We start from the raw sequence: 21,602 nt of genomic DNA, 5'->3' as shown, positions 1-21,602 counted from the left end.
ATAACGTTGTATCAATCAAATGAGGGCATTTGTGGTTGCTTCATCCATACCTCCGGCGACGCGAGGATCAGCGTCCGGTCGCGCATACATCAATGACGAACTCGCGCGGAAAGCGTGGGCGGTTCTCAGCGCCAACGACCGCAGCGGATATACCGTTCCAAGCCCGGAGTTGTTCCCTTTCCAATGGAACTGGGATTCGCCACTGGTTGCGATGGCGCTTGCTCACATCGACGAAGAGCGCGCCTTTGTGGAGATTGAGACCCTTCTTGCCAGTCAGTGGGAAAGCGGGCTTGTGCCTCATATCATTTACCATGTCCCCTCCGACGGGTATTTTCCCGGCCCGGAGGTTTGGGGGACTGATCGGCAGCCCCCAACGTCTGGCATCTCGCAGCCCCCGATCGCGGCGACCTGTCTGCGCTACATTATTGAAATGTCCGCGGATCGTGACGCGGCGCTGAAGCGTGCCGCGCCATTGGTCGTCAACCTGCTCCGTTGGCACAGATGGTGGCACGAGGCTCGCGACCCGGAGGGCACCGGCCTCGTTTCCATCCTCCATCCTTGGGAGTCCGGGCGGGACAACTCGGTCGACTGGGATGAGCCGCTCAACGCATTTGAACCCGTAGTCGACGTTTCGAAACTGCGAAAAGACCGGTTGCATGTGGACGCCAAGCAGCGCCCGTCGGATGTCTACTATGACCGCGTCATTACCCTGATTCAGCTCGCACGATCGGTCGGCTGGAACGATCTCGCCATGGTTCAGAGTTCGCTCTTCAGAGTCTGCGACGTCGGCGTTCAATCCATTCTCGTCAGGGCAGACGAAGATCTGATGGCGCTTCTGCGCCTCATGGGCGACCAAGCGGGGGCCAAGCAAGTCGAATGCTGGCATTCCAAATCTCGCGAAGCAATCGATCGGCTATGGGACGGTGAGGCGGGAGCATATAGGGCGTTCGACCTGAGATCGGGGAAATTCGTGCCCTCAACCAGCGCTACCGCATTCCTGCCGCTTTATGCGGGCGCGGTGGATGAAACGAAGGCAAAGGCCATCAAGGAATTATGCGACCGCGCATTCACGCTTTGCACCTTCGCCATGCCGCAGGTCATGCCCGATACGCCTGGCTATGACCCGGACAACTATAGCCGTGGACCAACTTGGCCGTACCTGAACCGCATTATCGCAGATGGGCTCTCCAGATACGGCTTTCGGGATTCAGCCGAACGCCTGCGTTCTGACACCCAGCGCCTGATCGCACGGTCGGGGTTCCGCGAATATTACAACCCAACGAGCGGAGAGGGGCTGGGCGGCGACCAGTTCGCTTGGACGGCGGCTGCTTGGCTGATCTGGGCCGGGTTTATTGAGAAGGATCAGTGATAATCGGCGCCGCTCATCGGAGGCCCGCAGCTGCGGCCTTAAACTGCCATTGATACACTTGGAAGAGAAACGCAAACATAGGGGAAATAGCATGCGCAATAGAACAATAGCGCTTCTTGTAGGCGTCGTGAGCGTCATGAATATGTGTGGGGCGACGGCAATGCGCGCGGACGAGCCCTTGCTGTTCTGGTCAAATGAGGCTCAGCCGGTGGAGGAGGCGCAAGCCATGCGTGACAATGTGCTCGCTGGCTTTGATGGTCCAGTGGACTACTCGCCGCAGGATCCCAGCGCTGCCGCGTTTCTGACTCGCATTCAGGCGGAGCTCAAGGCGCAATCCGGCTCAATCGGCATCATCGGCGGACTCCATGGCGATTTTTCGAGCTTCGCCGATGGGCTCGTCGACCTTTCCTCCGTAGATACCAAAGGCGTGGCCAATTCCTTTGTCGACCTCGCCCACCTCGGAACGAAGGAGCAGAAGTACATCCCCTGGATGCAAGCCACCTACGTGATGGTGGCGAACAAAAAGGCGCTCGAGTTCCTGCCCGCGGGTGTCAACATCAATGCCATGACCTACGATCAACTCGCCGCCTGGGGCAAGACGCTTGCCGAGCGTACAGGTTCTCCAAAGATTGGCTTTCCCGCCGGTCCACGAGGGCTGATGCACCGCTTCTTCGAAGGCTATCTTTATCCGTCTTACACCGGCAGAGCCGTGACCGAGTTCCGCTCCAAAGAAGCCGAAGCGATGTGGACTGCTTTCCGCGATCTCTGGCAGTATGTCTCCCCGGCCTCGACCGGCTATGGGTTCATGCAGGAACCTCTCCTGACGGAGGACGTCTGGGTCGCCTGGGACCATGTCGCGCGATTGAAGGACGCGCTCAATCAACGCCCCAATGACTTCGTCGTCTTTCCGGTTCCCGCCGGCCCGGAGGGGCGTGGCAACATGCCGGTCATTGCGGGGCTCGGTATTCCGACGACATCGCCAAACCCCGAGCAAGCCAAGCGGCTCATCACCTATATGCTGAAACCAGAGACCCAGATCGCAACGCTTCGCGCGACTGGCTTCTTCCCGGTCGAGGACATCGTCTTGCCGGATGACGTTCCAGTTAGCGCACGAATGATCCAACCGGTGGTGGCCGCCCAAGCTGCGGCGTCGGACAGAATAACGGCACTTTTGCCCACGGGCCTTCGCGATGCCGGCAACCGCTTCAATCAGGTTTTCACCGACTCGTTCGAGCAGATAGTGCTCAATGGCGCAGACATACGTGAGACCCTTGATCGCGAGGGCGAGGCGCTGCAGGGTATCTTCAACGAGACCGGCGCGCCGTGTTGGGCGCCGGATCCCGAAAGCGAAGGCGCGTGCCAGCTGAAGTAGGCAGTCTCACCCGGCGATGTGGTTCCCTGCGTCGCCGGTTACCCTTCATCACGTCCAAGGAGGTTCCCAGTCGATGACCGATGCCGGCAGATTGCCTTACATCCTGCTCGCCCCGGCAATGCTATTCCTCCTCGGCTTTTTCTTTTTGCCGTTTGCCGGAGTGGTCTTGGAAGGGTTCACTCATGGCGGCGAGTTTACCTTTGCCAACTTTGAGGAGATCTCGCACAATTGGCGGTTTTGGCCAGCGATACGCAATACCCTCGTCCTTACGCTCCTCGTGGTACCGATCCAGGTCGTCCTCGCCCTCGGCATGGCGAGCGTCGTGATGGCGCTGAAGACGCGCAGCGACGTCGCTCTCTACATCTTCACGATCCCGCTCGGCATCTCCGACATCGCTGCGGGCCTTATCTGGCTGACCATTCTCGACCAATCCGGCTTTCTCAACACCGCCCTCTATCAGCTTGGACTAATCCATGGGCCGCAGTTACTCCTCGGCTATCACAACGTCATCACGCTCTTTGCGGCGGTAATGGTTGCGGAGGTCTGGCGCGCCACGGCCATCGTGCTGGTCATCCTGATCGCCGGAATGACGCTGATCCCCAAGGAGTACTATGAGGCAGCGGAGGTTTTCGGCGCCGGCCCATGGCGGCGTTTCCTCCGCATTACCCTGCCGCTGCTGCGGCCAAGCCTTCAGACGGCGTTAATCCTGCGCACCATCCTGGCCTTCGAAGTATTCGCTATAGTCCAAGTGCTTGGGGGCACCAACATGCCGGTTCTGATGGGCGAGACCTTCAACTGGCAGTTCGTAATGCAAAACCATGGGGCCGCATCTGCCTATGCACTGGTGGTCCTCGCGATCTCGATCGCGTTCACCGTATTTTTCCTCTGTTGGCTCGGAGAACGGAAGGAGGTGACGCGATGACCGTTGTGGCTAAGGCAAACTCCCTCGCCGGGCACGGCGAGGCTCCCCGCTGGGGTCTCCGTATCGCGACGATAGCGCTTTGCCTCTGGGTGCTCATCCCGATCTACCTCCTGCTCATCAATGCGCTGAACAGTCCGGCCGAAGTGACCGGCTGGCCTAAGCACTTCCTGCCGAGCCTCGATCTAAAAAGTCTCGCCTTCTTTTGGAACTACGCTGGCGTTGCGCGCGCGCTGCTCAACTCTGTCCTGGTCGCGACGCTGACCATGGCGCTCTCGATCGGGCTCGGCGCACCGGCGGGCTATGCGCTCGCCCGCTTCCGCTTCCGTGGCAAGGGTACTTTCCGCCTGTTCGTGCTGATGACACGAGCTTTCCCGCTGCCACTTCTCGCCCTGCCGCTCGCGGTCTTTTACATCCGGGTCGGGCTTGATGACAGCATTTGGGGCCTAGCCCTTGTCCATACGGTGCTAGCGCTGCCCTTTGCCGTCCTTATCACTTCCTCACTGTTCCTCAGCATTCCGGTAGAGCTCGAGGAAGCGGCCTGGACACTCGGTTGCACGCGATTCCAAGCCTTCTGGAAAGTAATTGTGCCTCTGGCCTTGCCGGGGATCGCCGCATCCGGCGTGTTCGCCTTCGTGACCTCTTGGAATGAAGTGTTCGCGGCCGCAGTGCTGACTGTCCGGAACCAGACGCTGACGGCCTTCCTTCTTACAAGCCTGGACGTGTCGCCGCTGCCTCTCAAGTTTGCCGGCGCACTTGTGCTGGTCCTGCCAGCGCTGATCTTTCTGTTCCTTATCCGGAAATATCTTTTCTCGCTTTGGGGCATCGCCAACCGCTAACGGAGACACCGACTTGGCAGACATTGAAATCAAGAAAGTCGAAAAGCGGTTCGGTCACTATGCGGCCCTCCACGCCATCGACCTCCATATTCGCGACCAGGAATTTATGGTTCTGCTCGGCGCCTCGGGCTGTGGCAAGACCACGCTCCTTCGCATCGTTGCCGGCCTTGAGACGGCTACCTCCGGAGAGGTCGCGATCGGAGGCAGGCGGGTCGATCAGTTGCCACCGCGCTCCCGTGGGATCGCCATGGTTTTCCAGAATTACGCCGTCTTCCCGCATATGACGGTGTTCGAGAACATCGCGTTTGGACTGCGCATGGCCAAGCTCGAAAATGGCGAGATCGAGCGGCGCGTAAAGCGCGTCGCCGGTCTCTTGCATATCGAACAGCTGCTTCAGCGTTACTCAGGTCAACTCTCCGGCGGCCAGCGCCAGCGCGTAGCCGTCGCCCGCGCTCTCGCGGTGGAGCCAGCCGTGCTGCTCATGGACGAGCCGCTCTCCAATCTCGATGCACTCCTGCGGCTGGAGATGCGCGCGGAGCTGAAGGGCGTTCTGCAAGAGAGCAAGACAACAACGATCTACGTCACCCACGACCAGGTCGAGGCGATGAGCCTTGCCGACCGGATCGCCGTGATGCACGAGGGCCATATCGTGCAGGCGGCCTCGGCGATGGAGGTTTATTCGCATCCCGCGACGCGCTTCGTAGGCAGCTTCATCGGCAATCCACCGATGAACTTCCTTCCTGCCACCCTGTCGAATGATACTGCCGAGGTTGCTGGTTACCGGCTGCCCGCACCGAGCGGCCCGACAGCGATCGAATTCGCGATTCGGCCGGAAGACGTTGAGCCCGCCGACGATGGGTTCCATGGCAAAGTCAGGGTTGTGGAGCCGCTTGGGCCGCATCAACTCGTTTCGCTCGACATTGCTGGCCAGCTCTTCCGTGCCGTGCTCGACAATGGCTTCACTGTAAGGCCAGGTGAAGCTTTGACGCTCAAGCCAAAGCTGGATCGCGTCCGGTGGTTCGATCCCAAAACTGGACAAGCGCTCGCGCCCATGCATTAAGCTCGGTCAGCAATATCCCGAACACGAGGCCGCTCGGCCCCACAAAATGGCAGATGAATTTGAAAACCGACCGCACGGTCGGGCAACAATTGTTGACGTAGCAAAAAAAGCCGGCGTGTCAGTCGCCTCGGCTTCACAAGCTCTGCGCGGCGCTGGGCGTATTTCAGGCAGGACCCGAGAGAAGATCAAAGCCGCAGCGCAGGCATTGAATTATGTTCCGAATAAGCATGCCACGAGTCTGCGCAGCGGGATGACCCGGGAGATAGGCCTGCTTGTTCAAGATGTTTCCAATCCGTTCAACGCGGAGCTCACCGCCGGCGTGGCCTCGGTCTTTGAAGAAACGGGCCATCTGATCTATCTCCTTGATGCCATTGAGAATGTAGATCGTCAGCAACGATTGATTGAGTCCATCGTGCAGAGCGGAGTATGCGGCCTGCTTTGGCACCCTGCACGCGCGACACCCGAGACAACGGTAGATTTCGTAAAAGAGGCGCAGCTTCCCACAGTGACTGCCCTCCGTTCCTTTCCAGGCGAGCCCTTCGATCATGTCGGCGTCAACGACTTTCAATCTTCACAAGACGCGGCGCGCCATTTGATCTCGCGGGGTCATCGACACGTCGGCTTTCTAGGAGGACAGGAAGGCGTGCTCGACCGCAGCACACAATTCGCTGGCTATATTTCCGCACTTTATGAGGCGGGTATCGAAGTCCATAGAGACTATTGTGAGCCCTGCGCTACCGATAAGCGGTCGGCACGCGACGCGATGTTGAACTTGCTCAATCGAGCTCCGCAGCTCACCTCCGTCATGTGCTACAATGACGTGGTCGCTTTCGGCGCAATGTTCGCATTGGCCTCTGAGGGCAAAGTTGTAGGGAAGGACTTTGCGGTCGTCGGCTGCGACGATATCGCGGACGCCTCACTCTCCATACCGAGCCTGACGACGGTTGCTGTCTCGCCTTACAAAGTCGGAATAGAGCTGGCCCGAGCTCTCCTAGTCAGGCTTGACGAACCGGAACGTGACCACCGGTCGCTCATTTTGGGCACGTCCGTGGTTGTGCGGGATTCCACGTCTTTCATTTTGCAGGGCGGAGACTGATCCAGTTGGCGTGGCCTGTGGGCTGCCTCTAGGCTCGGCGGAGCAGTTGCCAAGCGACAGCGGTATCTGCTGTAAAAGGAACATCCAGCAGGCCGGTCCCCTCATCCCGAGGTACTGGCGTAGCCACCCGCGCGGCGGCCGGCTACGCGTTGGCGGTCGAATAGGATTTTCCGCCACGAGCCAGATCGGCCAAATCAGTCCAGATTTTTTCGACCGGAATCCGCCTACTGTAACGGCATCAAGCCGCTACCACATCTGTGGCTCCCTGAGCGAACGGGATGCAAATTCCAACGATTAACCGGACACCGTTCCGATCAAAAACCGGACGCGATCCGGTTTCGTTTCGGAATCACTGTCCGGTTTCATTGGAATACGCCAATGCCGCTATCCGGGAGGCTGTCGAGCGGATCAACACCCACGTCATGCGCCAACTGGGCCAATGCCGTCGCGACCTGTTCGAGACGATGGAACGACCAGCGCTCGCCACGCTGCCGGCCGAGGAATACGAGTTCGCCGAGTGGCGGCTGGCTCGTGTATCGACCGACTATCATGTCGAGTTCGAGCGCTATTTCTACTCCGTGCCACACGGCCTCATCCGAGAGCAGGTGGATGTCCGGGCAATGAGCCGAACGATCGAGGTCTTCTTCAAGGGCAAACGCGTCGCTGTCCATCAGCGTCGCTATGGTGGGGCCCGTTTCGGAACCGATCCGGACCACATGCCCAGTTCGCACCGCCGCTACGCGGAATGGTCGCCCGAAGAATACGCAAACGGGAAAAGCGACCTTTGGAACGGGCCCGCTAAGGAGCCACGTTCTTCCGCATCGATATAAAAGGCTGTGATGGCGGGTCTGACTGACCAAATTCTGAATTCCGACATGTCTTGTCCATTCCTTATGGGATCGAACATTGGTCACATGTCGGAGCCCGCTAGGCGGCCCGCGATTTGCGTTACATCAAGTTCATTCTTGTTGTGCCCAAATTGCAAGAGAACAAGAGCCAGAAACGATAAAGTAGGCCGACAACGCTTAAGCATTTATGCACAATAATTTGACACAATACTTATTTTCATCCAGTATCATCAATATCATCTCAGAACACGTACAGATATACAAAGTGCGACAAACGGGCGTAACAATTTAACGTTTTCATAAACGTTTTTTACAAAAACTTTACATTTCCGGCCACGTTAAGATGCTACATCCGGTGGCGTTCACTCCAAATTTAACGCGGGTAAATTTGTTTCATGACAAGCACTGCTATCATTCCGGCCTTCAATGAACAAGGTCGCATCGAGAATGTCATCAATACGGTTAGACATGCGGACGATGTGTCCGAAATCATCGTGGTAGCCGACGGCTCTACGGATAATACTCCAGCGATAGCGGAGTCATTGGGCGCAAAAGTTGTCCGCCACGAACGAAACTTGGGGAAGGGCGCCGCCATGCTGACCGGTTCGGCCGCTGCGATAAACGAGAGTCTTCTTTTTCTCGATGCCGATGTTTCGACATTTACCGCGGAAGACATCAATAAAATTACCGACAAGCTGAACGAGGGCTATGACTTTGTGAAAACCCACTTCCAACGCGACAGTGGTCGCGTGACACAACTGACTGTCAGACCTTTGTTGAAACGTTTTTTTCCGGAAGTCTTCGAGAGATTTCCTGAGCCATTAAGCGGTCAGATTGGGATCACGAAATCCGCCTTGAATTCGGTAGTCGTCGCGAGGGATTACGGTGTAGACATCGCACTTCTCCTCGACCTGTATAAGAAGGGTGCCAAGATCGCGGCTGTCGAGATTAATTGGCTGAAGCATCGGCATCACGACTTGGCGCGACTCCACAATATGGCTCTGCAAGTTTCCCGAGAAATTTTGGCGCGGATCGACGACGCAACATTTAACTCGGGAAAATCCGCTGTGTCTGATGAGCTGTCGCTCGTTAGGGAATGATGGCTAGACTTTCTATCGGCCGCAAAGCAGTTGCCGTGATATTGATGGTGATGAGTGTCTTCATGTTCTCCGTTACCGAGGTCTTCATCAAGGCTCTTGGCGGCAACTACAGCCTGTTTCAGATTGTCACCTTCCGGATCTGGCTTTCCCTGCCGATCGTTCTTACGGCTCTGTACGCGGATCGTCGGAATATCCGATTTCGGACCGGCGTCCCTCTGTTGCACGCCGTTCGTTTTCTCTTCGGTTTGGCCTCTATGATTGCCATTTTCTATGCGGTTACAGTAATTCCATTGGGAACAGCCGCCGCGCTGACATCCACCGCTCCTTTTTTTGTGTTGGCCGGTTCTTCCTTTTTTCTTGCCGAACGCGTTTCGAAATTCGGCTGGCTCGGTGCGGTGGTCGGGTTCCTAGGTGTTATCCTTGTTGCAGCACCCCGTTCCACCGGTAACCTCCCGGGAGCCTTCGTTGCCCTCGTCGGCGCATTGTTGACCGGTGGGGTGATCATTTGCCTTCGTCTCTTGGGCAAAACTGAAAATCCCGCAATATCGGCGCTCTACAACACGATAGGCATGTCATTTGTCTGCCTTGCCGCCACAGCCTATTTCGGGTTTCCGTCCTCTTCCTTCGAAGATTATTTGCTCGTGGCCGGCCTCGGAACGGCGGGAGGACTCGCACAAATTCTCAACACCTGGGCCTACCGCCATGGCAACGCAGCAGCGTTAGCCCCGCTTGAGTTCACGGCCTGCCTTTGGGGGCCGCTGCTTGGTCTTGCGATCTGGGGCGAGACCATGACACCCATCGCGATCTTGGGCTTGGCAGCAATTGTGGTTGGTGGATGTCTCTGCACCACAAAGGGTGTCACAGATGATCGATAAGCAACATCTGCGATACGTTGCGGCCCTGAGGGAAAGAGAAAAAATCTATGGGATACCTTTCTCTACTCCGGACATTCAACTGACCCGAAGGACCGTTGATGGAATCCAGTCCGCCTTCAGCGTCGGCGGGCCGGAAATGGATGTGGAAGACGCTCCAGTCGGTGATGGCTCCAACATAAACTGCCGATTCTATCATCCTCGCCGGTCGAACGGGGAAGCCCCAGGCGTCCTCGTGTATCTGCACGGCGGGGGATGGATGATCAATTCCGTAGAAACGCACGACCTTCTTTGCCGCACGTACGCTGGTTTAACTGGCCTTACCGTCGTTGCCCCACGCTACAGCAAAGCGCCAGAAAACCCATTTCCGGCCGCCCTGAATGAAATAACGGAGGTCGTAAGTTCCCTTTTTCGTGGACGCTCGGCCCTCAAGACAATCCCACGGAACATCCTCCTCGCCGGAGACTCCGCAGGCGGAAATCTGGCATTGGCCACGGCAATTCAACTTCGAGATAGACGTCGCCAAAATGCCACTGGCGTTATCGTAAATTACGGTGTCCTGGACTGCGACTTCGACACTCCTTCCTATGATCGCTTCGGAGAAGGCGAGTATCTTCTCAGTCGCTCCGCCATGAAGATGTTCTTCGAGAATTATGTTCCCGCTGGAAATTTCTCGAACCCACTGATATCTCCTTTACGTGCTGATCTCACCGGGCTGCCTCCGATCTTCGTCTCGGTCGGTGAGGCCGACGTTCTCCAATCTGAAAATATCGAGCTGGCCAACCGCGCGATGCGCGCCAACGTATCATGCGACCTGGACGTATATTCCGGCCTGATGCACGGTTTCATCCGGATTCCGCACTACATCGACCGCGCGCAATTGGCATTGGAGCGTCAGAGGAGGTGGATCAATGACCTCGTCTCTTAGCTCCAAAGCGATCATTTTCTTCCGCCACGGTCAGACCGATTGGAACCGCGAAGGCCGTGTTCAGGGGCATACCGAAACAGATATAAACCAAACGGGTATCGATCAAGCCGAAGCGCTTCGCCTGGAAACTCGGGCACAATTCGCTGGCGATATTCCCGTTTTCGTCAGCCCCATGCGCCGAGCACGCCGCACCTTCGAGATCCTCAACGAGGGTACTTCCGAAGTCGGGGATGTTTTCTATGACGATCGGTTGAAGGAGATTTCCTACGGCCTCTGGGAAGGCTTCACGTGGCCCGAAATCAAGGCAAGATTCCCCGCTGAGGCTGATCAATGGCTAGCGGATCCGTGGGACTCGTGCCCGCATGGCGGCGAAAGCTACACTAACTTGTATAGCAGGTTGTCGACCTTTCTGATGGAACTTCCTGAGCGTTCGATTGTCATCAGCCACGCCGGCGTATTCCAGGTGATAGCCGTGGCTTTAGGACTGGTGTCACGCGGTCTCGCACCGCTGATTTCGCCGCCGCAAGAGCGAGTCATCGTGCTTTCAGGGAGAACATGCCTTGAATAGGTATGACCAAAAGAAAATTCTTTGCGTGATCGGCACCAGGCCGGAGGCGATCAAGATGGCGCCGGTCATCATCGAATTGCAGGAGGCTTCTTGGGCGAACCCGATCATTCTAGTCACCGGCCAACATAGAGAGTTGCTTCACAGCGTCCTCGCGGATTTGGCCCTAACTCCGGATATTGATTTCGATATCATGAAATCCGGACAAGATCTGGTCGAGGTCGTCGGCACCCTCACCATGCGTCTCGGCAAAATCATCGATGAACTCACTCCTGACATCATTGTTGCCCAAGGCGATACTGCGAGCGTATTGGCCGCGTCATTATCCTCCTTTCTTAAAAAGATCCCCTTTGCCCACGTTGAGGCAGGTCTCCGAAGCGGAGACCTCACGTCACCGTATCCGGAGGAATTCAACCGTCGTGTCGCCACGCTGGCGACCACGCTACATTTTGCACCGACGGAAGGAGCTCGCCAAAAGTTGCTTCAGGAAGGGATTGAACCAGAAGCTATCCATGTCACCGGCAATACGGTGATCGACGCTGTGAGAATTGCGAGTAGCTCTTCATCCTTGCCAGTGCATGCACTGCCGGAGGATCGGGTGATAGTCTTGCTGACCCTTCATCGCCGGGAGAATTTTGGAGATCGGGCGCGCCAGATCTTTGCCGCAGTCGACCGCTTTGCTAGACAACGATCAGATATCCATTTCGTTTATCCGGTGCATCCCAATCCCAATATAAATGAACTCGCCCACAGCCTTCTTGGAAAGAATCCAGCGGTCACCCTTTTGCCGGCACAAGGCTATCTCGCCATGATCGCACTGATAAAAAGGGCGAAAGTGATTTTGACGGACAGCGGCGGCGTTCAGGAAGAAGCCCCCTTTCTTGGAAAACCAGTACTCGTCCTGCGAACTGAAACTGAACGTCCGGAAGCGATGGAGCAAGGTCTCGCAAAGCTTGTCGGATACGATCAGCACCGTTTAGAAGAGGAACTCGCGAGATTATTGGACGACGAGGCAGCCTATCAACGCATGGCCCGCAAAAGCCATGTCTTCGGCAACGGTTTTGCCGCCCAAAAAGTGTCTCAGTCGATCAAGTCATTCCTAAACATGTAATGTGTGGAATTGTCATAGTTTCAATGCCGCAGCACAGACGCGCGGCAGCATGCCGATGAAGCTGTCGAACAGCGCAAAATCCTAGCGACAGGGACTGACAGTAAGCTTCTCCGGCCGAAGCGCATCCGGCAGTTCCCAGAGCAGACGCCCAGTAACGTCAACGTTGCCCCCAGTTTGACCCTTGCTGACGTGCCGTTTCGCGTTTCGGGATAGTTACCTCTCCAACGGGAACACCAAGGGAGGCGCGGCCGCCTCATGTCCTGTATGCGTCTATATGGAAGAGGTGGATAAACGCTATGGCTGACAATGAAGAGGCCGTAGTATCGAAGAGTAGCGCCTATGCCGCCCGGAAGAAGCTACTTCCGTTGTCGTGGCTTTCCGCTTGGCCGAGCCGGGCCAAGGACTGAAGCACGTCTCGCACTTCGGTGACGGTCTGTTCTGGTGATGAGAACGTCGCGGCGATTTCCTCCGCCGAAATAGGTGCCTTCGCGCGACCCATGATATCCAGCACGATCTGAGCCTGCTCCAGCCGTGCGGCGGGGAATGCTGTCTTTCTGCTCTTCGCTTTGGTGGAGAGGATCCCCTGTACGCGATCGCCGCGGTGTGCCAGCGGACCGATCTTTTCGATCTGGTATTCGGGGCGCAGCCATTTGATGAAGCCTCGACGCTCGTCGGCAGCCCGGACTTCGTTCAGTCGAACAAGGCCGTCAAGGATTTTCTCGACGCTAACATCTGCCTGCCACCCGTAGGATTTCAGAACAGCTGCGTCGAGCCGACCGTGAAGTTCCCGCAGAATCAGAACACAGCCGCGGCTTCGCAAATCTTGCTCCTTGCGGGAGAGTTGGCTACCCGCAAGGATGGCTTCAAGAACATTGTAAAGCGCGGTTAGAGTTATGTCGGGATGCTCGGCAAGGACTCGTTTGCGTGTCTCGTCGAGTTCCTCAGCAATCTTGCCAATTTCGGTGCGAGCCGATGCGGTGGCATGAGGAAACGGGAAGGGATCGAAACACTTAGATTTCACATAAACGGGGTCGTTTCCAACCCCAAGCCTGCCGCCCGCCGCTAGTGACCAAGCCACATGCACGCGCGATGACAATACGCCGAGAACGAAAGCGTCATCGAGTGCCATCACCACAAGCTTGTTGTCTGGAAGTACCTGGCCATCGACGAACTGGAAGATCCGATGCTTCATCGTTTCGACTGTGGCGATGTAGCGGGACAGACCTTCGATTGCTGGTCGGAGTTCCCTTCGTGGCTCACCAAACCACCACCATTTCTCTCGGTAGGAGGCTCGATTGTTCCGGTCCCGCTCCGGCTTCACTGTATCCAAGAGATGTTGGTAGACCTCAGGAAACTCACGTCGAACTTCGTCAGAAGAGGTGCCAAACAAGTCAATGACCATCACTCCGCGCGGCCGTGATGTCAGATCCCTGCCATTCCTATACTCGCGGATATGCCGGTCGAGGCCTGGCCGCTTTGCAAGGCCGAGTTCAATGGCCTTCTCCCGAGTGACGATGAAGCCATCGCCATGGAGCTTCACTCCCGGCGAGCAGATCGCGTCATTGGCCACCAACGCCTTCGCCTTGGTCACGTCCACTCCGATCGTGAGATCAGGATTGATCTTGCCCACACGTTCAATGAACTCGATCGTTGGTTCATCGGTGTCAAGACCTTCTTCTCGGGTCGTGAGGCGCACGACGCCATCCCGTTCGCCGGCTTCAGCCACGGTCATTGCAATTCTGACGGCGGCGGCGTCTTTCGATGCCTTGGTCCATGGGTGGTCCGGAATGGCGAGAACAAGTGAAATAGGCGAAGTGCTCGACAGGTGCCGCTCAAGGACCCGGCGCTGAAAGACCTGCGTTATGGAGTTCGTCGTGACGAAGCCGAAGCGACGCAGTCGACTATCTTTTCTGACGAGCAGCTCGGCTGCACGGTCCCACCAATACATCACGAAATCCGCCGCAGGATTCATCTGCGGATTAGCGGCCCACAATGCTTCGGCGTAACCCGAGCCGAGGCGCCCGCGAATATCCTTTCCGCCGATGAACGGGGGATTCCCGACGATGAAGTCGGCCTGCGGCCAGTCCGCGCTGATTGCGTTCGGATAGACGTAAATCTCGTTGCCGTGACTATCGGCCACGGGCTTGCCCACCGCGTCGCGCTTGAGTTGCGGATGGGGATAGCCCGACCAGGTGATTAAGGCGTCCTTCGCGTGAACATGGTCGCTGCTGCCCAGGACTGGCTCAGGGGGCACTGTGGACCTTGTCCGCATGTGCCACTGGATGTATCCTATCCATAGGACCAGTTCGGCAATCTCGACGGCTCGCTTGTTGAGTTCCATGCCAAAGAACTGCTCCGGCTTCACTGAAATGTCCGCGACCCGTGCAACCGCCTCATCGCCTCCGATATCCTGCAATTGCTTTAGCGCTTCACCCTCCAGTTGCTTCATCCGCCGAAGGGCGACATAGAGGAAATTCCCCGTGCCGCATGCCGGGTCGAGCACCCGCACCGATGCCAGGCGCCTCAGGAAATCTTCGACCTCGCGAATGGCAGCAGCCATTGAGCCGCTGCGGATCGCGCGATCAGCAGCTGATTGATGGCCAATCCAGTCTTTGGTTAGGGGTTCCATGATGGTCGCATCGACGACTCTTTCGACATAAGCGCGCGGCGTGTAGTGCGCTCCCAGCCGCTTCCGCTCAACAGGGTTTAGCGCCTGCTCGAATAGGGTGCCGAAGATAGCGGGCTCCAGATCGCGCCAATCGGCATCCGACGCGTCGCGGAGCAGGCGTATTTCGTCCTTCGTCAGCGGAAGGGAGGCGGCGTTCTTGAACAGCTTGCCGTTGAATCGAAGCAGCCGCTCGCCGATACCCGGTGAATATTCCCCGCGATCCATGTGACGCCAGAGGTCATCGATTTCGAAGGTGAACCGCGTGGGCTCGTCGAGGCACTTCGTCAGAAGCTCCGTAAAGCCCTTCTTGCGGAGAAGGCCGACGTCCTCGACGAACATCGTGAAAAGGCACCGCATGAGGAAAACCGCAACGCTGCGAGCCTCAAAGCCTCGCCCCTCGAGGGCCTTGGAGATCTCGGCGAGCTGCCCGGCGAGCTCGCGGGTGACTTTCGCCGTCTTCTGTGCCGGGTCCAGGGATTGAGGCTGCTCCCATACGGCACGGAGAAGATCTCGCGTCTCCGGATTTGCCAACTGGCCGAGTTCAATGCGGAACTGCCGAGCATCGGGAAACTGGGCATAGTGGCGTCCGTGACCGGAAAAATCAGCATAGAGCTCTATAGCGCGTCCGACATCGCATGCGATGATAAATGGGGGATACGGGTGGTCGGCAGGCAGGGACGCGGCATACCGCTCAGCCTGCCGGCGAGCCAGGACCATGACGTGATCGAGGCTGGGCACCGCGGTGTCTGCAAGACCTGTCGAGGCGAATAGGTCTGCCTGGCTTTCAGGTACGGCTTTCTTGCCGCCACGGAGACGGCTCTGCTTCGCTTCGAGGATGAAGCAACCTCGTCTATAGAGGTCGATCCGACCAGCTTCTGTTGTTCCGTCTGGGCGTTTTCGCTCAACGCGCCGTTCAAACACATAGTCATTGAAGTCATGTGCGGCCAAAGCGGGATCAGGCCGCCTTACTCCAATCACGTCACAAAGCTCTGCCAAGAAAAGAGAATAATTGGCTCGCTCTTGGCCGCCATCAAGATTGGACCACCGCCTGATGAAATCGGCGGTTGGTAATTCCCTATTAATATTCTGCCCTGTCCCACGCAATAAACTGACATCGCGCAGTTACCAAAACTATAAGACGTATGAATTCGGAGTGATGTAGACGAGCTAGATAGGTTAGATGCTGCAGTCACTGCAGCGAAAATTTGAGCGAAGACGAGATGAGGTTATGGCGAACGAAAGTCTCTCAATGTGTAGGTCGTCCAAAGAAATCCCGTCAACGCAAGGCGTTCAATGGAATCGCCGATATGTCAGTCGCATTGCAGATGGGCCGAAGTCCGTTGCCTTCTCAGGGACGATGCCAACATTCCGAATGGCTCTAGTCGCCTTCGCGCTCCACCTCGACAACGACCAGATCGTCGGCCTCTTCATCGTAGTCGTAGGCAATTCCGTCCAGTCTGACCCCGCCCTCGTCTGGCGGCAGGGCCGCCGCTCCGTCAGCATGGTCTTCACATGCGACGTATAACATTCGCTTGTCGCGAAGGCTTCCCGGCTTGCCGCAAGTCTCACAATATCGGTAGGAGCGCGAATCTGCGAGTACCTCTGCCTTGTCCAGCGCAAGCCTAATCTCGGGGGTGACAATGCCCGCTGCCGTAGCATCGATCCTCAAGCTCCCGTATTTCTCGTAAACCCGATCGAGGCTCAGTCGAGCGCCCGCAGGTAACGCCTGGGCTATCTCACCGAAATATTGATCCAGAACCCGTTCCCACCCGACTCCGCACTGAAATGTCATCGTCGTCGGAATGAGGTCCGGATATTTCGCTTTCAGCCGGAAAAAATCGGTCATTCGTCTGCCTGCCCCGCGCGACCTCGATGCTTCCGCCCGAAGCCGTAGCAAACAGGAAGTGAAGGTTCCGTTCATCGGCGGATATCGCCAGACAGGTTAGTCTGCCAGAGGCATAGGCACCCGTGTCTATGGCGATCCGGCATGGCCTCGAGTCTGGCATGCTGTCCGACGTCGGGGTGTGGCCGTGCACGATGAAGTGCGACAGCTGCCCCTCATGATCGAGGAACCTGTCCCGGATCATCATCAAGTCCTTGGGGGCTTGGTCGCCAATGGAACGGGTAGGATCGATTCCTGCGTGAACGTAAGCGAAGCGATCGTCGACGACGATCGGTGACGCATCCGTCAGCGCCTGCAGGTGATGCGGATGGTTGGCGCGAAAGACCATCGCGGCTTCCCGCATGCCTCCAACGGACAGGAGGCCATAGGACTCCATGGTCTGGTAGCCGCCGATCCGCATCAGCCATCTCCCGAACCTCTCCTCGTCAACCTGGTCAGCGGTCATAAAGTCCAGGAAGTAGGCGTCGTGGTTGCCCCGGATCAGCCGTGACCGCGGCCAACGGGCGAGGGTGTCGCAGACGAGATCCATCGCTTCACGGCTGCAAGGGCCGCGGTCGACGATATCGCCGAGGAATAGCACCCGAGGCTCGACATCGGACGCATCTGCATCTCCTGCGATCACGGCTAGCAAGGATCCCAGAAGATCGGCACGGCCGTGAATATCGCCGATGGCGTAGGTTATATGGGGCAAGCGTCATTCCTTTCGGGACACGCCTACCTGCAGGTCATTGGTTTTCTCTTAAATCCGCTTCGATTGGGCGGTCTGGATCGTGCTTTTCTGTGGTCATGCTGCTCAGCGCCGGGCTCCAGTCGTGCTGGAGCGCCCTGCCGCAGAATGATCTTGCCTTTTCTTGTCGGCATTCCCAAGGGTGTAAGTGGTAGCTGTGTCAGACAGAGGTCTGGAGAAAGTTCCGCGCCGCCGCATAGCACATTGGGTGGACTTTGGAGGACAATTGGGGAACGACAAAATTCAGATGCGAGCCGTATAGTCGATTCGAGAAATTTCCGAGAAATATCAGTTGAGGGATATTGAGCTGAAAAGTTAGAAGTCAGTATTATTTGGGATGAGTGCCGGGGGGCGTATCGTGGGATTCTATATTCGGAAATCGGTTTCAGTCGGACCGTTCCGCTTCAATTTGTCGAAATCCGGCATCGGAGCGTCAGTAGGGATACCGGGACTCAGGATCGGAAGCGGACCTCGCGGCAACTACATTCATGCCGGAAGAAATGGCTTTTACTACAGGGCCACCTTGCCATCGACTCGGCCCGCTGGAAAGCCGGTTGCCGTTTCGGTGAGTAGCGTACCGGGCCCGACGCCACGCCATCACCGCGATAAAGTCGTGATGCATGAAATCGACAGCGGCTCCGTGCTCGATATGGTTCCTGAGTCAGCAGCGTCCTTGCTGGCAGAAATTAACGGAAAGCATGCCAGGATCCGCCTAAGTGTTGCTGCTATCATGCTTGGAGCGCTGGTGGTTGCGGGGCTGCTCTTTACAGGCTTCAAATCCGCCGCTGCAACTGGTGTTGTTCTCACCGTGATTTCTATGATTGTCGGCTCCTACTTAGACAAAATCCGGCGTTCGGTTGTCCTTCTATACGACTTTGAACCCGACGTTTTGGAGCGATATCAAGGGTTTGTCGCGTCGTTTGAACGCCTGATCGGAACAGACTCCATATGGCACGTCGCAGCCGAGGGAAACGATCGCAATTGGAAGCGCAACGGCGGCGCGACGCGGATCCAAAATCGCAGCAACATCCGGCTGGCTCTCTCCAGCCCGAGCGTTGTGAAGTCGAACATCGACGTTCCGTCTATCCCTGTCGGAAAGCAGGTGCTTCACTTCTTCCCGGATCGGATTCTGGTCGTCGACAATGCAAAGGTTGGCGCCGTCGAATACGGTCAGCTCCAATTGGATGTCCAGAGCATAAGGTTCGTTGAAGACGGACGGGTCCCGTCTGACGCGAGGGTGGTGGGGCATACTTGGCTACATCCCAACCGGAATGGCGGTCCGGACAGGCGCTTCAGGGACAACAGGCAGATTCCGATCTGTGCTTATGACGAAGGGCGCTTTTCGAGCAGCAGCGGCCTGAACGAATTGGTTCAGATCAGCGCCGAAGGGCGATTGGCACCATTCGCAGCAGAATTGCGGCGGCTCGTTTCGTCGAGGGGGGAGCATGCAGGAAGAACAGGCCGGTCCGACTGATCCTCGCGAAGAAGTCTGCCACGCGTTCAGAGACGCGTTGCGGCTGTTGTTCATTCTCGTGCGCGGCAGCATTCCAATGGAGACGCCACAGGATGGCTGAGGTTCTGCGCTCTGATGGTCCTTGATCTGGTTGATCGAGGTGGAGGCAGCGATCACATCGAGAACCTGGTCGACGTCATGCGTAAACGGCCGCCGTCAGGGCAGGCCTACTATTCTGTTGTCGTGTTCCGGGTCCAAGGGAGGAAACAGTCGTGGAAACGGCGTACATGGCGATGCCGGCGGCTGCATCGATCCGAACGTTGTTCTAAAGCGCGTCGCGATTAATTGGCCTCATATCCGGCAGCCTTGAAGAAGTTTCGGCATTCGGCCGGCTCGAACAGGTGGCAGATATCGCCGAGCGCCTCGCAGAGGGAATCGAAGGTTCTGGCCGCCTTCTTTCGCAGCCGCGCCTTGAGTTTTGAGTAGGCCATTTCGATCGGATTGAGATCGGGTGAGTATGGCGGCAGGAACAAGAGCCATGCGCCCCTTTGGCGAACCAGTTGGGCGGCGCGCTCATTCTTGTGGAAGCCGACATTGTCGAGAATGACGACATCACCGGGCGACAGTTCGGGAGCGAGCTGCGTTTCGACGTAGCGTTCGAAGATGGCGCCATTCATCGGCGCGTTGACGATCCATGGCGCGACAAGACCGTGGCATCGCAGCCCGGCGATGAAGGTCTGCGTCTGCCATTTGCCGAATGGCGCATGTGTCCTCAAGCGCTCGCCCTTCGGCGCCCAGTCCGGTGCGTTTGGTCAGCTTGGTGTTGGTCGACGTCTCATCGATGAAGATCAGCCGCGGCAAAGCCTTGTTGAGAAGCGCTTTCGCCGCCCGGTCCACAGCTCACGCGCCTGGCGCACGTCGGCCCGCTGCTGCTCGCTGGCCAGTAGAGTTTTTTTTATGACTGAGCCCCAGGCGATGGAGCAGGCGTCCGACATTGGAGCGGTGCACGCTCACCCCACGCACCTCCAGTTCGACACAAAGCTCATCCAGCGTCAATTCGCCGGTCTCGGCCAACCGCAAGCGGACAAACTCGGCATGCGGCTCAAGCTTGCCGCCACCCACATGGCCCTGCCGGCGCGCTTCGAGCGAACCGGTCTGCCGGCGCAGGTTGATCAGATTGTTCACAAAGCGAGGCGAAACGCGGAAATGGCGCGCAGCCTCGCGGTGACCATGTCCCTCATCGACATACGCAACAACACGCCGACGCAACTCAAGCGGTAGCGGCTTGCCCATCGCGGTCTCCTTTCAACCGCAATGAATCACGAACTCAAATCAATGGGAATCCTGAATCCCTTAAATCGCGACACGCTTTAGAGCCCGCTGTCTGGTTGTTCGATCGGGGTGTAGATCAGTACGAAATTATGGAAGCCGCTGTCGCAAACGTCCCGCGAGAAATGCACCCGGTTTCCTCGGTCCGCGTCGTTCCATGTCTTGGCTGAATATTTGCAGTCACCTTGGGAGCCACTGTTCTTCTCGGCTGGCGCTCCGTATTGATTCGAAAGTCGGCCTCCGATGAGCGAAGCGGTTTCGCCATCCGCAATCTCAAGGTAGACACCGCTTAACTTGTTGTCAGCAAAGTATAGCCAGACCGGGGCCTTGAATTCCGGAGCAGCGTAGATGCCATTCAGAAGCGCGGCGCCGCGGATTAGCGGGATAGGCATGCCCAGCTTGGTCCTCCGGCGTCGATTGGCTCAATGCGATCTTGCTCGATTTCAAAACTTCGTCAGGCGACTGTCCCCATCGGGTGAATTGCCAATCCGCACGAGCCATCGTCATCGGCAGGAAGGCGGCTAGCGCAAGGCCATGGAAAGCTGCGGCAACCAAGCGTGAAGCCCTTTCCATTGATGTCCTCTCTCTGTTGCCTCAAATCTCACGTTATCGGAGCCTTCGGGCTTGTCGACTTCTTTGCAGCTTTGCCAGGAGCTTTCCGACCAAGACCCATCGAAACTACCTTCCCCAATCGTAGAGCCGGCCATCGGCTGTGAGCCATATGCCGTCTGACAGGTAGATCGGCCCGACTGTGCCGCCGAACGCCGAATAGAGAATTTCCTCTTCTGGCATTCTATGGGGGCGACGAGGCAGGGTCTTTGTAGTCCGCAATGGGGCCACCATCTCTTCGAGTCCGGGTTCATTGCGCAGGAAGGCTTCGGCGAAGTTGGCTGTCCGCTCGAAGACGTTGTGGAGGCTGCCGTGAAACTGCTGCTCGATGAAAGGCGCATCCGTCCTGCTCGTTCGAAGCAAGGAGTTCGGCCTCATCTCTTCGGTGGGAAGGCTTTCGGTAATCTGCACATCTATCCCGTTCTTGCGCATCAAGATCAGTCCGGTTCGCGTCTGGTTCGTGGCCGTATACGCCATTCGGTAGGCTTTGTTTGCGGGACGTCTTGGTATCCAGCCGATCCCGTAGAGGTGCACTGCGAGATCATAGGGGCGTGCGAGTCCGCGGACACTCAGAGCTTCTCCGGGTGGTAGGACAATCCCGTCTTTGGTGAAGCTCGCTTCTCGAGCCAAGCATTCGATCGTATTCCGACAACCCCAACTGAGATAGTTGAGATCGGCAACGCGCGCCCATTTCAGCGCCTGGTCCTCCATTCTACAACGTCTTCCCCAACAACTATGTCAGTTCTGTAGCAGTTGACCGGATAGGTTTTAATTGAGTGGTCGAAGACCACATGAGCAATGATGTAGGACACTTCGCGTTCTCGATGATCATTT

Annotated in this window: 18 protein-coding genes and 2 pseudogenes; 14 read left to right on the top strand and 6 right to left on the bottom strand. The window is 57.2% G+C overall.

Going from position 1 to position 21,602, the window contains the following annotated elements; all coding sequences use genetic code 11:
* Positions 1-31: 31 nt before the first annotated feature.
* The 12 genes from NKJ57_RS05180 (at position 32) to wecB (ending at position 12,079) form a co-directional block, all read left to right on the top strand.
* The gene (locus tag NKJ57_RS05180; protein ID WP_352512693.1) at positions 32-1,369 is read left to right on the top strand and encodes an MGH1-like glycoside hydrolase domain-containing protein; all 1,338 of its coding nucleotides are present in this window, start codon (positions 32-34) and stop codon (positions 1,367-1,369) included.
* Between the two features lie 91 nt (positions 1,370-1,460).
* Positions 1,461-2,741, top strand: coding sequence for an ABC transporter substrate-binding protein (locus NKJ57_RS05175; RefSeq protein ID WP_352512692.1), 1,281 nt, complete (start codon positions 1,461-1,463; stop codon positions 2,739-2,741).
* Between the two features lie 73 nt (positions 2,742-2,814).
* Entirely contained in the window at positions 2,815-3,663 is an 849-nt protein-coding gene (locus NKJ57_RS05170; protein ID WP_352512691.1) for a carbohydrate ABC transporter permease, read from the top strand.
* A complete protein-coding gene (locus NKJ57_RS05165; protein WP_352512690.1) occupies positions 3,660-4,499 on the top strand; it encodes a carbohydrate ABC transporter permease in 840 nt (279 codons plus the stop codon). The genes NKJ57_RS05170 and NKJ57_RS05165 overlap by 4 nt, the downstream gene beginning before the upstream one ends.
* 13 nt (positions 4,500-4,512) lie before the next feature.
* Positions 4,513-5,559 carry an ABC transporter ATP-binding protein gene (locus NKJ57_RS05160; protein WP_352512689.1) on the top strand — a complete coding sequence of 349 codons (1,047 nt, stop codon included), beginning with the start codon at positions 4,513-4,515 and terminating at the stop codon, positions 5,557-5,559.
* A gap of 46 nt (positions 5,560-5,605) precedes the next feature.
* Positions 5,606-6,655, top strand: coding sequence for a LacI family DNA-binding transcriptional regulator (locus NKJ57_RS05155; protein ID WP_352512688.1), 1,050 nt, complete (start codon positions 5,606-5,608; stop codon positions 6,653-6,655).
* A 278-nt stretch (positions 6,656-6,933) separates the two neighbouring features.
* Positions 6,934-7,485, top strand: a complete 552-nt coding sequence (locus NKJ57_RS05150; protein WP_352512687.1) for a Mu transposase domain-containing protein — start codon at positions 6,934-6,936, stop codon at positions 7,483-7,485.
* A gap of 413 nt (positions 7,486-7,898) precedes the next feature.
* Positions 7,899-8,603, top strand: coding sequence for a glycosyltransferase (locus tag NKJ57_RS05145; protein WP_352512686.1), 705 nt, complete (start codon positions 7,899-7,901; stop codon positions 8,601-8,603).
* Positions 8,600-9,478, top strand: coding sequence for a DMT family transporter (locus NKJ57_RS05140; RefSeq protein ID WP_352512685.1), 879 nt, complete (start codon positions 8,600-8,602; stop codon positions 9,476-9,478). Before NKJ57_RS05145 ends, NKJ57_RS05140 begins: the two co-directional genes overlap by 4 nt.
* Positions 9,468-10,403, top strand: coding sequence for an alpha/beta hydrolase (locus NKJ57_RS05135; protein ID WP_352512683.1), 936 nt, complete (start codon positions 9,468-9,470; stop codon positions 10,401-10,403). The genes NKJ57_RS05140 and NKJ57_RS05135 overlap by 11 nt, the downstream gene beginning before the upstream one ends.
* Positions 10,387-10,971 (top strand): histidine phosphatase family protein, encoded by a 585-nt coding sequence (locus NKJ57_RS05130; protein ID WP_352512682.1) that lies wholly within the window; start codon positions 10,387-10,389, stop codon positions 10,969-10,971. Before NKJ57_RS05135 ends, NKJ57_RS05130 begins: the two co-directional genes overlap by 17 nt.
* Positions 10,964-12,079 (top strand): non-hydrolyzing UDP-N-acetylglucosamine 2-epimerase, encoded by a 1,116-nt coding sequence (gene wecB, locus NKJ57_RS05125; RefSeq protein WP_352512680.1) that lies wholly within the window; start codon positions 10,964-10,966, stop codon positions 12,077-12,079. The genes NKJ57_RS05130 and wecB overlap by 8 nt, the downstream gene beginning before the upstream one ends.
* Before the next feature lie 337 nt (positions 12,080-12,416).
* Here wecB and NKJ57_RS05120 read toward each other — a convergent pair whose 3' ends face one another.
* From NKJ57_RS05120 to NKJ57_RS05110, 3 genes are all read right to left on the bottom strand, one after another.
* The gene (locus NKJ57_RS05120) at positions 12,417-15,851 is read right to left on the bottom strand and encodes a class I SAM-dependent DNA methyltransferase (protein ID WP_352512679.1); all 3,435 of its coding nucleotides are present in this window, start codon (positions 15,849-15,851) and stop codon (positions 12,417-12,419) included.
* Between the two features lie 274 nt (positions 15,852-16,125).
* The gene (locus NKJ57_RS05115) at positions 16,126-16,275 is read right to left on the bottom strand and encodes a hypothetical protein (RefSeq protein WP_352512677.1); all 150 of its coding nucleotides are present in this window, start codon (positions 16,273-16,275) and stop codon (positions 16,126-16,128) included.
* Between the two features lie 208 nt (positions 16,276-16,483).
* Positions 16,484-17,341, bottom strand: a complete 858-nt coding sequence (locus tag NKJ57_RS05110) for a metallophosphoesterase (protein WP_352512676.1) — start codon at positions 17,339-17,341, stop codon at positions 16,484-16,486.
* A 373-nt stretch (positions 17,342-17,714) separates the two neighbouring features.
* Between NKJ57_RS05110 and NKJ57_RS05105 the strand changes: the two are divergent.
* Positions 17,715-17,882, top strand: a pseudogene (locus tag NKJ57_RS05105) (DUF4236 domain-containing protein); the annotation flags it as partial.
* A gap of 111 nt (positions 17,883-17,993) precedes the next feature.
* Positions 17,994-18,851 carry a hypothetical protein gene (locus NKJ57_RS05100; RefSeq protein ID WP_352512717.1) on the top strand — a complete coding sequence of 286 codons (858 nt, stop codon included), beginning with the start codon at positions 17,994-17,996 and terminating at the stop codon, positions 18,849-18,851.
* Between the two features lie 320 nt (positions 18,852-19,171).
* Here the strand turns inward: NKJ57_RS05100 and NKJ57_RS30870 are convergent.
* The 3 genes and pseudogenes from NKJ57_RS30870 to NKJ57_RS05080 all read right to left on the bottom strand — a co-directional run bounded on the left by NKJ57_RS30870 (position 19,172) and on the right by NKJ57_RS05080 (position 21,479).
* Positions 19,172-20,123, bottom strand: a pseudogene (locus tag NKJ57_RS30870) (IS630 family transposase).
* 77 nt (positions 20,124-20,200) lie between these two features.
* Entirely contained in the window at positions 20,201-20,551 is a 351-nt protein-coding gene (locus NKJ57_RS05085) for a hypothetical protein (RefSeq protein ID WP_352512670.1), read from the bottom strand.
* Between the two features lie 286 nt (positions 20,552-20,837).
* Positions 20,838-21,479, bottom strand: a complete 642-nt coding sequence (locus tag NKJ57_RS05080) for a hypothetical protein (protein ID WP_352512668.1) — start codon at positions 21,477-21,479, stop codon at positions 20,838-20,840.
* Positions 21,480-21,602: the final 123 nt, after the last annotated feature.

This window comes from Mesorhizobium sp. M0077 (assembly GCF_040322955.1).
Lineage (GTDB): Bacteria > Pseudomonadota > Alphaproteobacteria > Rhizobiales > Rhizobiaceae > Mesorhizobium.
The sequence above is the reverse complement of the archived record's forward strand: the minus strand, read 5'-3'. Positions and strand labels throughout refer to the sequence as shown.

Bases quoted from the DNA above. Each gene is read 5' to 3' on its own strand.
- NKJ57_RS05175 (WP_352512692.1), top strand. From the start codon at position 1,461: ATGCGCAATAGAACAATAGCGCTTCTTGTAGGCGTCGTGAGCGTCATG.
- NKJ57_RS05170 (WP_352512691.1), top strand. From the start codon at position 2,815: ATGACCGATGCCGGCAGATTGCCTTACATCCTGCTCGCCCCGGCAATG.
- NKJ57_RS05165 (WP_352512690.1), top strand. From the start codon at position 3,660: ATGACCGTTGTGGCTAAGGCAAACTCCCTCGCCGGGCACGGCGAGGCT.
- NKJ57_RS05155 (WP_352512688.1), top strand. From the start codon at position 5,606: ATGGCAGATGAATTTGAAAACCGACCGCACGGTCGGGCAACAATTGTT.
- NKJ57_RS05150 (WP_352512687.1), top strand. From the start codon at position 6,934: ATGCAAATTCCAACGATTAACCGGACACCGTTCCGATCAAAAACCGGA.
- NKJ57_RS05145 (WP_352512686.1), top strand. From the start codon at position 7,899: ATGACAAGCACTGCTATCATTCCGGCCTTCAATGAACAAGGTCGCATC.
- NKJ57_RS05140 (WP_352512685.1), top strand. From the start codon at position 8,600: ATGATGGCTAGACTTTCTATCGGCCGCAAAGCAGTTGCCGTGATATTG.
- NKJ57_RS05135 (WP_352512683.1), top strand. From the start codon at position 9,468: ATGATCGATAAGCAACATCTGCGATACGTTGCGGCCCTGAGGGAAAGA.
- NKJ57_RS05130 (WP_352512682.1), top strand. From the start codon at position 10,387: ATGACCTCGTCTCTTAGCTCCAAAGCGATCATTTTCTTCCGCCACGGT.
- NKJ57_RS05115 (WP_352512677.1), bottom strand. From the start codon at position 16,275: ATGTTATACGTCGCATGTGAAGACCATGCTGACGGAGCGGCGGCCCTG.
- NKJ57_RS05100 (WP_352512717.1), top strand. From the start codon at position 17,994: ATGCATGAAATCGACAGCGGCTCCGTGCTCGATATGGTTCCTGAGTCA.
- NKJ57_RS05085 (WP_352512670.1), bottom strand. From the start codon at position 20,551: ATGCCTATCCCGCTAATCCGCGGCGCCGCGCTTCTGAATGGCATCTAC.
- NKJ57_RS05080 (WP_352512668.1), bottom strand. From the start codon at position 21,479: ATGGAGGACCAGGCGCTGAAATGGGCGCGCGTTGCCGATCTCAACTAT.